This is a genomic window from Psychrobacter sp. LV10R520-6 (assembly GCF_900182925.1).
Taxonomy (GTDB): domain Bacteria; phylum Pseudomonadota; class Gammaproteobacteria; order Pseudomonadales; family Moraxellaceae; genus Psychrobacter.
Genome location: NZ_LT900024.1, coordinates 2,606,769 through 2,620,658 on the forward strand (window position 1 = coordinate 2,606,769; position 13,890 = coordinate 2,620,658).

General features: G+C 46.4%; 3 protein-coding genes, 4 tRNA genes, 6 rRNA genes and 1 pseudogene. 1 reads left to right on the plus strand and 13 read right to left on the minus strand.

Annotated elements, in window-relative coordinates; genetic code table 11:
* Positions 1 to 75: 75 nt before the first annotated feature.
* The gene (locus U1P77_RS10880; protein WP_321155015.1) at positions 76 to 546 is read right to left on the minus strand and encodes a YqiA/YcfP family alpha/beta fold hydrolase; all 471 of its coding nucleotides are present in this window, start codon (positions 544 to 546) and stop codon (positions 76 to 78) included.
* A 9-nt stretch (positions 547 to 555) separates the two neighbouring features.
* Positions 556 to 702, minus strand: coding sequence for a YqiA/YcfP family alpha/beta fold hydrolase (locus U1P77_RS10885; RefSeq protein WP_321155016.1), 147 nt, complete (start codon positions 700 to 702; stop codon positions 556 to 558).
* Positions 703 to 890: 188 nt separating this feature from the next.
* On the opposite strand from U1P77_RS10885, the gene U1P77_RS10890 reads away from it, so the two are divergent.
* On the plus strand, positions 891 to 1,151 hold the full coding sequence (locus tag U1P77_RS10890; protein ID WP_321155017.1) for a DUF1289 domain-containing protein: 261 nt from the start codon (positions 891 to 893) through the stop codon (positions 1,149 to 1,151).
* Positions 1,152 to 1,246: 95 nt separating this feature from the next.
* Here the strand turns inward: U1P77_RS10890 and rrf (U1P77_RS10895) are convergent.
* The 11 genes and pseudogenes from rrf (U1P77_RS10895) to U1P77_RS10945 all read right to left on the minus strand — a co-directional run bounded on the left by rrf (U1P77_RS10895) (position 1,247) and on the right by U1P77_RS10945 (position 13,186).
* A 5S ribosomal RNA gene (rrf, locus tag U1P77_RS10895) occupies positions 1,247 to 1,361 on the minus strand.
* A gap of 182 nt (positions 1,362 to 1,543) precedes the next feature.
* Positions 1,544 to 4,403, minus strand: a 23S ribosomal RNA gene (locus tag U1P77_RS10900).
* Between the two features lie 345 nt (positions 4,404 to 4,748).
* A tRNA-Ala gene (locus tag U1P77_RS10905) sits at positions 4,749 to 4,824 on the minus strand.
* Positions 4,825 to 4,921: 97 nt separating this feature from the next.
* Positions 4,922 to 4,998: transfer RNA gene (locus U1P77_RS10910), tRNA-Ile, on the minus strand.
* A gap of 170 nt (positions 4,999 to 5,168) precedes the next feature.
* Positions 5,169 to 6,707, minus strand: a 16S ribosomal RNA gene (locus U1P77_RS10915).
* A gap of 703 nt (positions 6,708 to 7,410) precedes the next feature.
* A pseudogene (locus U1P77_RS10920) lies at positions 7,411 to 7,575 on the minus strand (IS3 family transposase); the annotation flags it as partial.
* Positions 7,576 to 7,725: 150 nt separating this feature from the next.
* A 5S ribosomal RNA gene (gene rrf / locus U1P77_RS10925) occupies positions 7,726 to 7,840 on the minus strand.
* A gap of 182 nt (positions 7,841 to 8,022) precedes the next feature.
* Positions 8,023 to 10,882: ribosomal RNA gene (locus tag U1P77_RS10930) — 23S ribosomal RNA — on the minus strand.
* A gap of 345 nt (positions 10,883 to 11,227) precedes the next feature.
* Positions 11,228 to 11,303, minus strand: a tRNA-Ala gene (locus tag U1P77_RS10935).
* Positions 11,304 to 11,400: 97 nt separating this feature from the next.
* Positions 11,401 to 11,477, minus strand: a tRNA-Ile gene (locus U1P77_RS10940).
* Positions 11,478 to 11,647: 170 nt separating this feature from the next.
* Positions 11,648 to 13,186: ribosomal RNA gene (locus U1P77_RS10945) — 16S ribosomal RNA — on the minus strand.
* Together the 16S, 23S and 5S rRNA genes with 4 tRNA genes alongside form the textbook arrangement of a ribosomal RNA operon.
* Positions 13,187 to 13,890 lie beyond the last annotated feature (704 nt).

Consider the following 13,890-nt stretch of genomic DNA (forward strand, 5'->3'; position numbering starts at 1 on the left):
CGCACGTCATATAATGTCGTCTATTTTGACCAAACCAATTTCCCTAATTTCTTAGCCAGTAGACTGTGTTCTAGTTTATTTTAGCTGCTGTAAGGTTCTTATTACCACAGGCAACCGCCTAGCGAAATTGCTAAACCTATGATCACCACCTGTTTGTAGCGTGACCGCTGCGCCTTGCTGCTGATAGAACTCTGCCGACACCTGAGGGTTCAGTAGTTCATCACCTTTTTTAATCCAAACTGCTGTTTTCTGAGGGTAATTTACCGATAATAACGGATGGTCAGCAAACCACTGTAAATCTGCTCCCGTAATTGCCCAGCCCCCTGCTGTCATATGCATAACTTGACTGCTTAACCTTTTATTTTCAGCAATATCATCTAATATAGGTTGCTCGGAAAAACGTTGTAAAGTTATATGTGGCTGCGTACTAGGGTTTAATAGCAATACTGGACAACCAGTATGATTACTTACCAGCGCCGAGAAGTATCCTCCTAAAGAGCTGCCTACTGATACTGTTTTTGATATATCACCTAAATTCGTTATCAAGTCTAATAATTAATCGAATACTTGCGCAGGACTTTTATTCAAATCTGGTCGCAATACGGTAATATCAGGACAATGCTCTTTACAGTAACGCTCTAGTAGCAGGCCTTTCGTGGAATTAGCATCACTGTCTAAGCCATGAGTATAAACAATGTTCACGTGTGATCTCGCTTATTGATTTTTTTATGATTACTTTATATAGACTATAAAAGCTAAGCATAGCAGTAGGTCACCAAAAATAGTAACAATAAAGCGGCACATTATTATTCATTATTTGCGACATAATAGTGTTGTCACAATAATTTTGCACAAGTCAAAGGAATGACGATAATAGCTATGGAGCAGCCATGAATCAGCAGTTTGAACTGTTCGAAATTGCCAATCCATGCATTGGTGTTTGCCAAAGCAATAAAAAAGGCTATTGTTTTGGCTGCCTACGCAGTCGCCCTGAACGTCAATTATGGCACAGTATGACGACTGAGCAGCGCCGCGATGTGCTCAGATTGATAGTTGGCCGTAAGCTACGTATAGAACAACTGAGGCAACGTAAAAATAAGCAGTTAGGGTTTGATTTTGATAAGTCTCCTGAATTAGGAGATTTATTTTAAAATTTTAACTTTTCCTACTCTTACTTATCCAACTTTCCATCAGGCATAAAAAAGCCCCCTCATACTAATGTATAAGGGGGCTTTTAGGAATAGAGAGCTGACGATGACCTACTCTCACATGGGCGAACCCACACTACCATTGGCGCGATGATGTTTCACTTCTGAGTTCGGGAAGGGATCAGGTGGTGCCATCATGCTATTGTCGTCAGCAAAGGGGGTTAGATATGAGTCTGTTTTTAGTTTTACTTAAAGATTTTAAGTATCACTTAACCTAACTGAATCAAGGTTTAAGGTGATATCGAAATATATTTCTATGTTATAGCATGAAGCTATACAAGATAGATTAATTAGACTTGTCTCTTATTGAGAGCTACAAACCACTTGGGTGTTGTATGGTCAAGCCAAACGAGCAATTAGTACAGGTTAGCTACACACATCGCTGTGCTTCCACACCCTGCCTATCAACGTCCTAGTCTTGAACGGCTCTTTAGGGAAATCTTATCTTGAGGTGGGCTTCCCGCTTAGATGCTTTCAGCGGTTATCCCATCCGAACGTAGCTACCGGGCAATGCCACTGGCGTGACAACCCGAACACCAGAGGTTCGTCCACTCTGGTCCTCTCGTACTAGGAGCAGATCCTCTCAAATTTCCAACGCCCACGGTAGATAGGGACCGAACTGTCTCACGACGTTCTAAACCCAGCTCGCGTACCTCTTTAAATGGCGAACAGCCATACCCTTAGGACCTGCTTCAGCCCTAGGATGAGATGAGCCGACATCGAGGTGCCAAACACCGCCGTCGATATGAACTCTTGGGCGGTATCAGCCTGTTATCCCCAGAGTACCTTTTATCCGTTGAGCGATGGCCCTTCCATACAGAACCACCGGATCACTAAGACCTACTTTCGTACCTGCTCGACTTGTGGGTCTCGCAGTTAAGCGCGCTTTTGCCTTTATACTCTATGAACGATTTCCGACCGTTCTGAGCGCACCTTCGTACTCCTCCGTTACTCTTTAGGAGGAGACCGCCCCAGTCAAACTACCCACCATACATTGTCCTCGGTATTGTTATACCTGAGTTAGAACCCCGACATGACCAGGGTGGTATTTCAAGATTGGCTCCACAAACACTAGCGTGTTTGCTTCAAAGCCTCCCACCTATCCTGCACAAGTCAGGTCAAAGTTCAATGTAAAGCTGTAGTAAAGGTTCACGGGGTCTTTCCGTCTAGCCGCGGGTACACAGCATCTTCACTGCGATTTCGATTTCACTGAGCCTCTGCTGGAGACAGCGCTGCCGTCATTATGCCATTCGTGCAGGTCGGAACTTACCCGACAAGGAATTTCGCTACCTTAGGACCGTTATAGTTACGGCCGCCGTTTACTGGGGCTTCGATCAAGAGCTTCGCTTACGCTAACCCCATCAATTAACCTTCCAGCACCGGGCAGGCATCACACCCTATACGTCCACTTTCGTGTTTGCAGAGTGCTGTGTTTTTAATAAACAGTTGCAGCAGCCTGGTATCTGCGACTGCCGATAGCTTACGGAGCAAGTCCTTCACCATCAGCAGCGTACCTTCTCCCGAAGTTACGGTACCATTTTGCCTAGTTCCTTCAGCAGAGTTCTCTCAAGCGCCTTGGTATTCTCTACCTGATCACCTGTGTCGGTTTAGGGTACGATTCGTTTATAACTATTGCTTAGAAGCTTTTCCTGGAAGCATGGTATTTGCCACTTCGCTGTACAAGTACAGCTTGCTATCAGATCTCGGTATGAAACAGTCCGGATTTGCCTAAACTGTAAACCTACATCCTTTCACCTGGACAACCATCGCCAGGCTGGCATAACCTTCTCCGTCCCTCCATCGCATTATAAACAAGTATCAGAATATTAACTGATTTCCCATCGACTACGCCTTTCGGCCTCGCCTTAGGGGTCGACTCACCCAGCCCCGATTAACGTTGGACTGGAACCCTTGATCTTCCGGCGTGCGAGCTTTTCACTCGCATTATCGTTACTCACGTCAGCATTCGCTCTTGTGATACCTCCAGCATGCCTTACGACACACCTTCACAGGCTTACACAACGCTCCCCTACCACTTGAAAACAAATTCAAATCCGCAGCTTCGGCTCCTAGTTTGAGCCCCGTTACATCTTCCGCGCGGGCCGACTCGACTAGTGAGCTATTACGCTTTCTTTAAAGGATGGCTGCTTCTAAGCCAACCTCCTAGCTGTCTATGCCTTCCCACCTCGTTTCCCACTTAACTAGGAATTTGGGGCCTTAGCTGGCGGTCTGGGTTGTTTCCCTCTCCACAATGGACGTTAGCACCCACTGTGTGTCTCCCGGATATCACTCATCGGTATTCGGAGTTTGCATCGGTTTGGTAAGTCGGTATGACCCCCTAGCCGAAACAGTGCTCTACCCCCAATGGTGTTCGTCCGAGGCGCTACCTAAATAGCTTTCGGGGAGAACCAGCTATCACCGAGTTTGATTAGCCTTTCACCCCTATCCACAAGTCATCCCCTAGCTTTTCAACGATAGTGGGTTCGGTCCTCCGGTGCCTGTTACGGCACTTTCAACCTGCTCATGGATAGATCACTCGGTTTCGGGTCTATGCCCTGCAACTAGTCGCCCTATTAAGACTCGGTTTCCCTACGGCTCCCCTAAATGGTTAACCTCGCTACAGAACATAAGTCGCTGACCCATTATACAAAAGGTACGCGGTCACCCTAATAAATTAAGGCTCCCACTGCTTGTACGCACACGGTTTCAGGTTCTATTTCACTCCCCTCACAGGGGTTCTTTTCGCCTTTCCCTCACGGTACTGGTTCACTATCGGTCAGTCAGGAGTATTTAGCCTTGGAGGATGGTCCCCCCATCTTCAAACAGGATTTCTCGTGTCCCGCTCTACTTAATATGTTAACTCTAGAATTTAAAATACAGGACTATCACCTACTACGGTCAGCTTTCCCACGCTGTTCTTCTATTCTAGAATTAATCGGCTTCTCCCCGTTCGCTCGCCGCTACTTGGGGAATCTCATTTGATGTCTATTCCTAAGGGTACTGAGATGTTTCACTTCCCCTCGTTCGCTTCTTGTACAAGTACAAGATACCTACCTTATGATAGGTGGGTTTCCCCATTCAGAAATCTCCGGATCACAGGATATTGCCGCCTCCCCGAAGCTTATCGCAGGCTGTCACGTCTTTCATCGCCTCTGACTGCCAAGGCATCCACCATGTGCGCTTCATTACTTGACCATACAACCCCAAGTAGTCTTTTAACTATCTAGTGTTGTATCAGTCTAATTATGATAACGATATCACCTATGTTTATACGCTTGATTCAGTTCTCTTTACTTTTTAATAACCAACCCCTGGGATAACAACTGATGTCGTTAAGAGGTCGGTTATTAAGGTTAGGAGCTACACGTGAACATGTAACTCCTAACCCAGACTCATATCTATGTTTTTAAATAGTTTCTATCTTCTCGTCGAAGAATAGATTCTGTATAAAACAGAAAGAAGTAATCTTGTGATATAGTTCATATATCTGAATCACTTTTTTCTATGTTATTCGCACACTAAGCTATTTATCATTTATTATGGTGGAGCCAAACGGAGTCGAACCGTTGACCTCCTGCGTGCAAGGCAGGCGCTCTACCAGCTGAGCTATGGCCCCTGAGCGAGGATACAATCGAAGCGCTACTTCGATCCGAGCGCAAGAGTAAATCCCTTAAAGGGGATTTGCTAAGGGCTACTTCACCTATGTGGATAAATGGTGGGTCTGATAAGACTTGAACTTATGACCCCCGCGTTATCAACACGGTGCTCTAACCAGCTGAGCTACAGACCCTGAGAAGCGTGTAAAAAAAGCACCGCTTTTTTAGCTTCGCAAGGAAAATCCTTTAAATAGGATTTTCTATAGCTTGACTACTAGCGCAGTTTTTATCTGCTAAAGCTAATAAATAATAGCTTAAACTAAAGAACAACTTGTTGTGAATTCTTGCTGACCGAATGCGTCTATAAGGAGGTGATCCAGCCGCAGGTTCCCCTACGGCTACCTTGTTACGACTTCACCCCAGTCGCCAACCACACCGTGGTGAACGCCATCCCTAAGGTTAGGCTATCCACTTCTGGTGCAATCAACTCCCGTGGTGTGACGGGCGGTGTGTACAAGGCCCGGGAACGTATTCACCGCGGCATTCTGATCCGCGATTACTAGCGATTCCTACTTCATGGAGTCGAGTTGCAGACTCCAATCTGGACTACGATAGGCTTTTTGAGATTCGCATCACATCGCTGTGTAGCTGCCCTCTGTACCTACCATTGTAGCACGTGTGTAGCCCTGGTCGTAAGGGCCATGATGACTTGACGTCGTCCCCGCCTTCCTCCAGTTTGTCACTGGCAGTATCCTTAGAGTTCCCGGCTTAACCCGCTGGTAACTAAGGACAAGGGTTGCGCTCGTTGCGGGACTTAACCCAACATCTCACGACACGAGCTGACGACAGCCATGCAGCACCTGTATTCTAATTCCCGAAGGCACTCCCGCATCTCTGCAGGATTCTAGATATGTCAAGACCAGGTAAGGTTCTTCGCGTTGCATCGAATTAAACCACATGCTCCACCGCTTGTGCGGGCCCCCGTCAATTCATTTGAGTTTTAGCCTTGCGGCCGTACTCCCCAGGCGGTCTACTTATTGCGTTAGCTGCGTCACTAAGTCCTCAAGGGACCCAACGACTAGTAGACATCGTTTACGGCGTGGACTACCAGGGTATCTAATCCTGTTTGCTACCCACGCTTTCGAGCCTCAGTGTCAGTATGATGCCAGAAGGCTGCCTTCGCCATCGGTATTCCTCCAGATCTCTACGCATTTCACCGCTACACCTGGAATTCTACCTTCCTCTCACCTACTCTAGCCTAACAGTTTCAGATGCAGTTCCCAGGTTAAGCCCGGGGATTTCACATCTGACTTATCAAGCCACCTACGCTCGCTTTACGCCCAGTAATTCCGATTAACGCTTGCACCCTCTGTATTACCGCGGCTGCTGGCACAGAGTTAGCCGGTGCTTATTCTGCAGCTAATGTCATCGTCCATGGGTATTAACCATGGAGTCTTCTTCACTGCTTAAAGTGCTTTACAACCAAAAGGCCTTCTTCACACACGCGGCATGGCTGGATCAGGCTTTCGCCCATTGTCCAATATTCCCCACTGCTGCCTCCCATAGGAGTCCGGGCCGTGTCTCAGTCCCGGTGTGGCTGATCATCCTCTCAGACCAGCTACAGATCGTCGCCATGGTAGGCCTTTACCCCACCATCTAGCTAATCCGACTTAGGCTCATCTAATAGCGAGAGCAGTAAACTGCCCCCTTTCTCCCGTAGGTCGTATGCGGTATTAATTCGAGTTTCCCCGAGCTATCCCCCACTACTAGGTAGATTCCTAAGTGTTACTCACCCGTCCGCCGCTCGACGCCTGGTAGCAAGCTACCATCGTTTCCGCTCGACTTGCATGTGTTAAGCCTGCCGCCAGCGTTCAATCTGAGCCATGATCAAACTCTTCAGTTTAATCTTGCTATGTAACCCTTTAAAGAGGTTACTAAACTTGGCTCATTTAATCTGGCAATTATACGCTCGTAATTATGTTCGTAATGAATTAACTTTGAGTTTTCTTGCTGTCTTAAATGATAATTTTTATAGTTAGCATTCCCTCGAAAAGAGGGTCAACCAACTTTATTTTTTAGCATTCTGAATCAGCAAAAATCCACACAAGTTGTTCTTTAGTTATGCTTTTAAATAGTGTTTATTCACTGTCGTCCAGTAAATAATTATTCAGCTAATTGATCCAAGCAATTTGCTTATCTCGTTTAGCGAGCTGACTAGTATATCATCGTTTGATACCCTGTCAACCCTTTGTTCTAATTCGTTTCAGTAAGTGAGTCAGGTTATAAGTAGGTTACTTATGTCGCTGGCTTCCTTTGCTGAGGGGCGTATTATAGACGCTTTTAATGCGGTGTCAAGAACTTATTTTTAATTGGTTTTAAAGTTTAGTTTCAAACTCTACTTCCAATCTAGCTGGCTTCTTAATTACATAGAGGTTATCTATATTATTCAAAGCAGCTTCGTTCCGATAGGGGCGTATTATACGCAGTTCTGATTGAGCGTCAAGGGGGTTTTAGAATTAATCTGATAATTAACTCGGCTGCTTGTTGAATACTGCTCAAAAGTAGGGCTCCTAGCTCAAAATTACGTACTTAACTAATTAGTCCTACCTCAGTAGCGATAAAACGGTACTTCGACCTTGTATGCCATAAATACTTTGTGCCTGCTTGTAAGTCATGTCGCCTTTTTCTACGCTACTCACTACTACTAATTTAAAGCCTAAGGGGTAATCCTTTTGACTGCGCTTTCCTCTTTTACTCTCTGTGTTTGACATAATGTCGTCCTAAATGTGTCAAATCATTTTATGACACTTATAAATTACATCGTATCTCAATACTAAATTAAGCACGACACTAAAAAACTTTCCATCAGGCATAAAAAAGCCCCCTCATACTAATGTATGAGGGGGCTTTCAGGAATAGAGAGCTGACGATGACCTACTCTCACATGGGCGAACCCACACTACCATTGGCGCGATGATGTTTCACTTCTGAGTTCGGGAAGGGATCAGGTGGTTCCATCATGCTATTGTCGTCAGCAAAGGGGGTTAGATATGAGTCTGTTTTTAGTTTTACTTAAAGATTTTAAGTATCACTTAACCTAACTGAATCAAGGTTTAAGGTGATATCGAAATATATTTCTATGTTATAGCGTGAAGCTATACAAGATAGATTAATTAGACTTGTCTCTTATTCAGAGCTACAAACCACTTGGGTGTTGTATGGTCAAGCCAAACGAGCAATTAGTACAGGTTAGCTACACACATCGCTGTGCTTCCACACCCTGCCTATCAACGTCCTAGTCTTGAACGGCTCTTTAGGGAAATCTTATCTTGAGGTGGGCTTCCCGCTTAGATGCTTTCAGCGGTTATCCCATCCGAACGTAGCTACCGGGCAATGCCACTGGCGTGACAACCCGAACACCAGAGGTTCGTCCACTCTGGTCCTCTCGTACTAGGAGCAGATCCTCTCAAATTTCCAACGCCCACGGTAGATAGGGACCGAACTGTCTCACGACGTTCTAAACCCAGCTCGCGTACCTCTTTAAATGGCGAACAGCCATACCCTTAGGACCTGCTTCAGCCCTAGGATGAGATGAGCCGACATCGAGGTGCCAAACACCGCCGTCGATATGAACTCTTGGGCGGTATCAGCCTGTTATCCCCAGAGTACCTTTTATCCGTTGAGCGATGGCCCTTCCATACAGAACCACCGGATCACTAAGACCTACTTTCGTACCTGCTCGACTTGTGGGTCTCGCAGTTAAGCGCGCTTTTGCCTTTATACTCTATGAACGATTTCCGACCGTTCTGAGCGCACCTTCGTACTCCTCCGTTACTCTTTAGGAGGAGACCGCCCCAGTCAAACTACCCACCATACATTGTCCTCGGTATTGTTATACCTGAGTTAGAACCCCGACATGACCAGGGTGGTATTTCAAGATTGGCTCCACAAACACTAGCGTGTTTGCTTCAAAGCCTCCCACCTATCCTGCACAAGTCAGGTCAAAGTTCAATGTAAAGCTGTAGTAAAGGTTCACGGGGTCTTTCCGTCTAGCCGCGGGTACACAGCATCTTCACTGCGATTTCGATTTCACTGAGCCTCTGCTGGAGACAGCGCTGCCGTCATTATGCCATTCGTGCAGGTCGGAACTTACCCGACAAGGAATTTCGCTACCTTAGGACCGTTATAGTTACGGCCGCCGTTTACTGGGGCTTCGATCAAGAGCTTCGCTTACGCTAACCCCATCAATTAACCTTCCAGCACCGGGCAGGCATCACACCCTATACGTCCACTTTCGTGTTTGCAGAGTGCTGTGTTTTTAATAAACAGTTGCAGCAGCCTGGTATCTGCGACTGCCGATAGCTTACGGAGCAAGTCCTTCACCATCAGCAGCGTACCTTCTCCCGAAGTTACGGTACCATTTTGCCTAGTTCCTTCAGCAGAGTTCTCTCAAGCGCCTTGGTATTCTCTACCTGATCACCTGTGTCGGTTTAGGGTACGATTCGTTTATAACTATTGCTTAGAAGCTTTTCCTGGAAGCATGGTATTTGCCACTTCGCTGTACAAGTACAGCTTGCTATCAGATCTCGGTATGAAACAGTCCGGATTTGCCTAAACTGTAAACCTACATCCTTTCACCTGGACAACCATCGCCAGGCTGGCATAACCTTCTCCGTCCCTCCATCGCATTATAAACAAGTATCAGAATATTAACTGATTTCCCATCGACTACGCCTTTCGGCCTCGCCTTAGGGGTCGACTCACCCAGCCCCGATTAACGTTGGACTGGAACCCTTGATCTTCCGGCGTGCGAGCTTTTCACTCGCATTATCGTTACTCACGTCAGCATTCGCTCTTGTGATACCTCCAGCATGCCTTACGACACACCTTCACAGGCTTACACAACGCTCCCCTACCACTTGAAAACAAATTCAAATCCGCAGCTTCGGCTCCTAGTTTGAGCCCCGTTACATCTTCCGCGCGGGCCGACTCGACTAGTGAGCTATTACGCTTTCTTTAAAGGATGGCTGCTTCTAAGCCAACCTCCTAGCTGTCTATGCCTTCCCACCTCGTTTCCCACTTAACTAGGAATTTGGGGCCTTAGCTGGCGGTCTGGGTTGTTTCCCTCTCCACAATGGACGTTAGCACCCACTGTGTGTCTCCCGGATATCACTCATCGGTATTCGGAGTTTGCATCGGTTTGGTAAGTCGGTATGACCCCCTAGCCGAAACAGTGCTCTACCCCCAATGGTGTTCGTCCGAGGCGCTACCTAAATAGCTTTCGGGGAGAACCAGCTATCACCGAGTTTGATTAGCCTTTCACCCCTATCCACAAGTCATCCCCTAGCTTTTCAACGATAGTGGGTTCGGTCCTCCGGTGCCTGTTACGGCACTTTCAACCTGCTCATGGATAGATCACTCGGTTTCGGGTCTATGCCCTGCAACTAGTCGCCCTATTAAGACTCGGTTTCCCTACGGCTCCCCTAAATGGTTAACCTCGCTACAGAACATAAGTCGCTGACCCATTATACAAAAGGTACGCGGTCACCCTAATAAATTAAGGCTCCCACTGCTTGTACGCACACGGTTTCAGGTTCTATTTCACTCCCCTCACAGGGGTTCTTTTCGCCTTTCCCTCACGGTACTGGTTCACTATCGGTCAGTCAGGAGTATTTAGCCTTGGAGGATGGTCCCCCCATCTTCAAACAGGATTTCTCGTGTCCCGCTCTACTTAATATGTTAACTCTAGAATTTAAAATACAGGACTATCACCTACTACGGTCAGCTTTCCCACGCTGTTCTTCTATTCTAGAATTAATCGGCTTCTCCCCGTTCGCTCGCCGCTACTTGGGGAATCTCATTTGATGTCTATTCCTAAGGGTACTGAGATGTTTCACTTCCCCTCGTTCGCTTCTTGTACAAGTACAAGATACCTACCTTATGATAGGTGGGTTTCCCCATTCAGAAATCTCCGGATCACAGGATATTGCCGCCTCCCCGAAGCTTATCGCAGGCTGTCACGTCTTTCATCGCCTCTGACTGCCAAGGCATCCACCATGTGCGCTTCATTACTTGACCATACAACCCCAAGTAGTCTTTTAACTATCTAGTGTTGTATCAGTCTAATTATGATAACGATATCACCTATGTTTATACGCTTGATTCAGTTCTCTTTACTTTTTAATAACCAACCCCTGGGATAACAACTGATGTCGTTAAGAGGTCGGTTATTAAGGTTAGGAGCTACACGTGAACATGTAACTCCTAACCCAGACTCATATCTATGTTTTTAAATAGTTTCTATCTTCTCGTCGAAGAATAGATTCTGTATAAAACAGAAAGAAGTAATCTTGTGATATAGTTCATATATCTGAATCACTTTTTTCTATGTTATTCGCACACTAAGCTATTTATCATTTATTATGGTGGAGCCAAACGGAGTCGAACCGTTGACCTCCTGCGTGCAAGGCAGGCGCTCTACCAGCTGAGCTATGGCCCCTGAGCGAGGATACAATCGAAGCGCTACTTCGATCCGAGCGCAAGAGTAAATCCCTTAAAGGGGATTTGCTAAGGGCTACTTCACCTATGTGGATAAATGGTGGGTCTGATAAGACTTGAACTTATGACCCCCGCGTTATCAACACGGTGCTCTAACCAGCTGAGCTACAGACCCTGAGAAGCGTGTAAAAAAAGCACCGCTTTTTTAGCTTCGCAAGGAAAATCCTTTAAATAGGATTTTCTATAGCTTGACTACTAGCGCAGTTTTTATCTGCTAAAGCTAATAAATAATAGCTTAAACTAAAGAACAACTTGTTGTGAATTCTTGCTGACCGAATGCGTCTATAAGGAGGTGATCCAGCCGCAGGTTCCCCTACGGCTACCTTGTTACGACTTCACCCCAGTCGCCAACCACACCGTGGTGAACGCCATCCCTAAGGTTAGGCTATCCACTTCTGGTGCAATCAACTCCCGTGGTGTGACGGGCGGTGTGTACAAGGCCCGGGAACGTATTCACCGCGGCATTCTGATCCGCGATTACTAGCGATTCCTACTTCATGGAGTCGAGTTGCAGACTCCAATCTGGACTACGATAGGCTTTTTGAGATTCGCATCACATCGCTGTGTAGCTGCCCTCTGTACCTACCATTGTAGCACGTGTGTAGCCCTGGTCGTAAGGGCCATGATGACTTGACGTCGTCCCCGCCTTCCTCCAGTTTGTCACTGGCAGTATCCTTAGAGTTCCCGGCTTAACCCGCTGGTAACTAAGGACAAGGGTTGCGCTCGTTGCGGGACTTAACCCAACATCTCACGACACGAGCTGACGACAGCCATGCAGCACCTGTATTCTAATTCCCGAAGGCACTCCCGCATCTCTGCAGGATTCTAGATATGTCAAGACCAGGTAAGGTTCTTCGCGTTGCATCGAATTAAACCACATGCTCCACCGCTTGTGCGGGCCCCCGTCAATTCATTTGAGTTTTAGCCTTGCGGCCGTACTCCCCAGGCGGTCTACTTATTGCGTTAGCTGCGTCACTAAGTCCTCAAGGGACCCAACGACTAGTAGACATCGTTTACGGCGTGGACTACCAGGGTATCTAATCCTGTTTGCTACCCACGCTTTCGAGCCTCAGTGTCAGTATGATGCCAGAAGGCTGCCTTCGCCATCGGTATTCCTCCAGATCTCTACGCATTTCACCGCTACACCTGGAATTCTACCTTCCTCTCACCTACTCTAGCCTAACAGTTTCAGATGCAGTTCCCAGGTTAAGCCCGGGGATTTCACATCTGACTTATCAAGCCACCTACGCTCGCTTTACGCCCAGTAATTCCGATTAACGCTTGCACCCTCTGTATTACCGCGGCTGCTGGCACAGAGTTAGCCGGTGCTTATTCTGCAGCTAATGTCATCGTCCATGGGTATTAACCATGGAGTCTTCTTCACTGCTTAAAGTGCTTTACAACCAAAAGGCCTTCTTCACACACGCGGCATGGCTGGATCAGGCTGTCGCCCATTGTCCAATATTCCCCACTGCTGCCTCCCATAGGAGTCCGGGCCGTGTCTCAGTCCCGGTGTGGCTGATCATCCTCTCAGACCAGCTACAGATCGTCGCCATGGTAGGCCTTTACCCCACCATCTAGCTAATCCGACTTAGGCTCATCTAATAGCGAGAGCAGTAAACTGCCCCCTTTCTCCCGTAGGTCGTATGCGGTATTAATTCGAGTTTCCCCGAGCTATCCCCCACTACTAGGTAGATTCCTAAGTGTTACTCACCCGTCCGCCGCTCGACGCCTGGTAGCAAGCTACCATCGTTTCCGCTCGACTTGCATGTGTTAAGCCTGCCGCCAGCGTTCAATCTGAGCCATGATCAAACTCTTCAGTTTAATCTTGCTATGTAACCCTTTAAAGAGGTTACTAAACTTGGCTCATTTAATCTGGCAATTATACGCTCGTAATTATGTTCGTAATGAATTAACTTTGAGTTTTCTTGCTGTCTTAAATGATAATTTTTATAGTTAGCATTCCCTCGAAAAGAGGGTCAACCAACTTTATTTTTTAGCATTCTGAATCAGCAAAAATCCACACAAGTTGTTCTTTAGTTATGCTTTTAAATAGTGTTTATCCACTGTCGTCCAGTAAATAATTATTCAGCTAATTGATCCAAGCAATTTGCTTGTCTCGTTTAGCGAGCTGACTAGTATATCATCGTTTGATAGTCTGTCAACCCTTTGTTCTAATTCGTTTCAGTAAGTGAGTCAGGTTATAAGTAGGTTACTTATGTCGCTGGCTTCCTTTGCTGAGGGGCGTATTATATAGAATCTGTTGCTGGTGTCAAGAGTTTTTTTAAGATATTTGCATTTAGTTGCTAATGACCTTATATAAGGTAACTTAGACGCCTTTATGATCCCTTTATTATAGAGGTAGCCATCGAAGCCTGTTTGTCAGCTTCAGCTAATCTGTTGTTTATCTCACATGCTCTACTTTATTTAATGATGTAGCTCTCTATAGATATATAGTGTACATGACATAACCATAATATACATTACCTGGTCACCTATATAGTCGGTATCTATTACAGACCTTCTTA

Excerpts from the sequence above, each read along its gene's own strand:
- U1P77_RS10890 (WP_321155017.1), top strand. The coding sequence starts at position 891 with ATGAATCAGCAGTTTGAACTGTTCGAAATTGCCAATCCATGCATTGGT.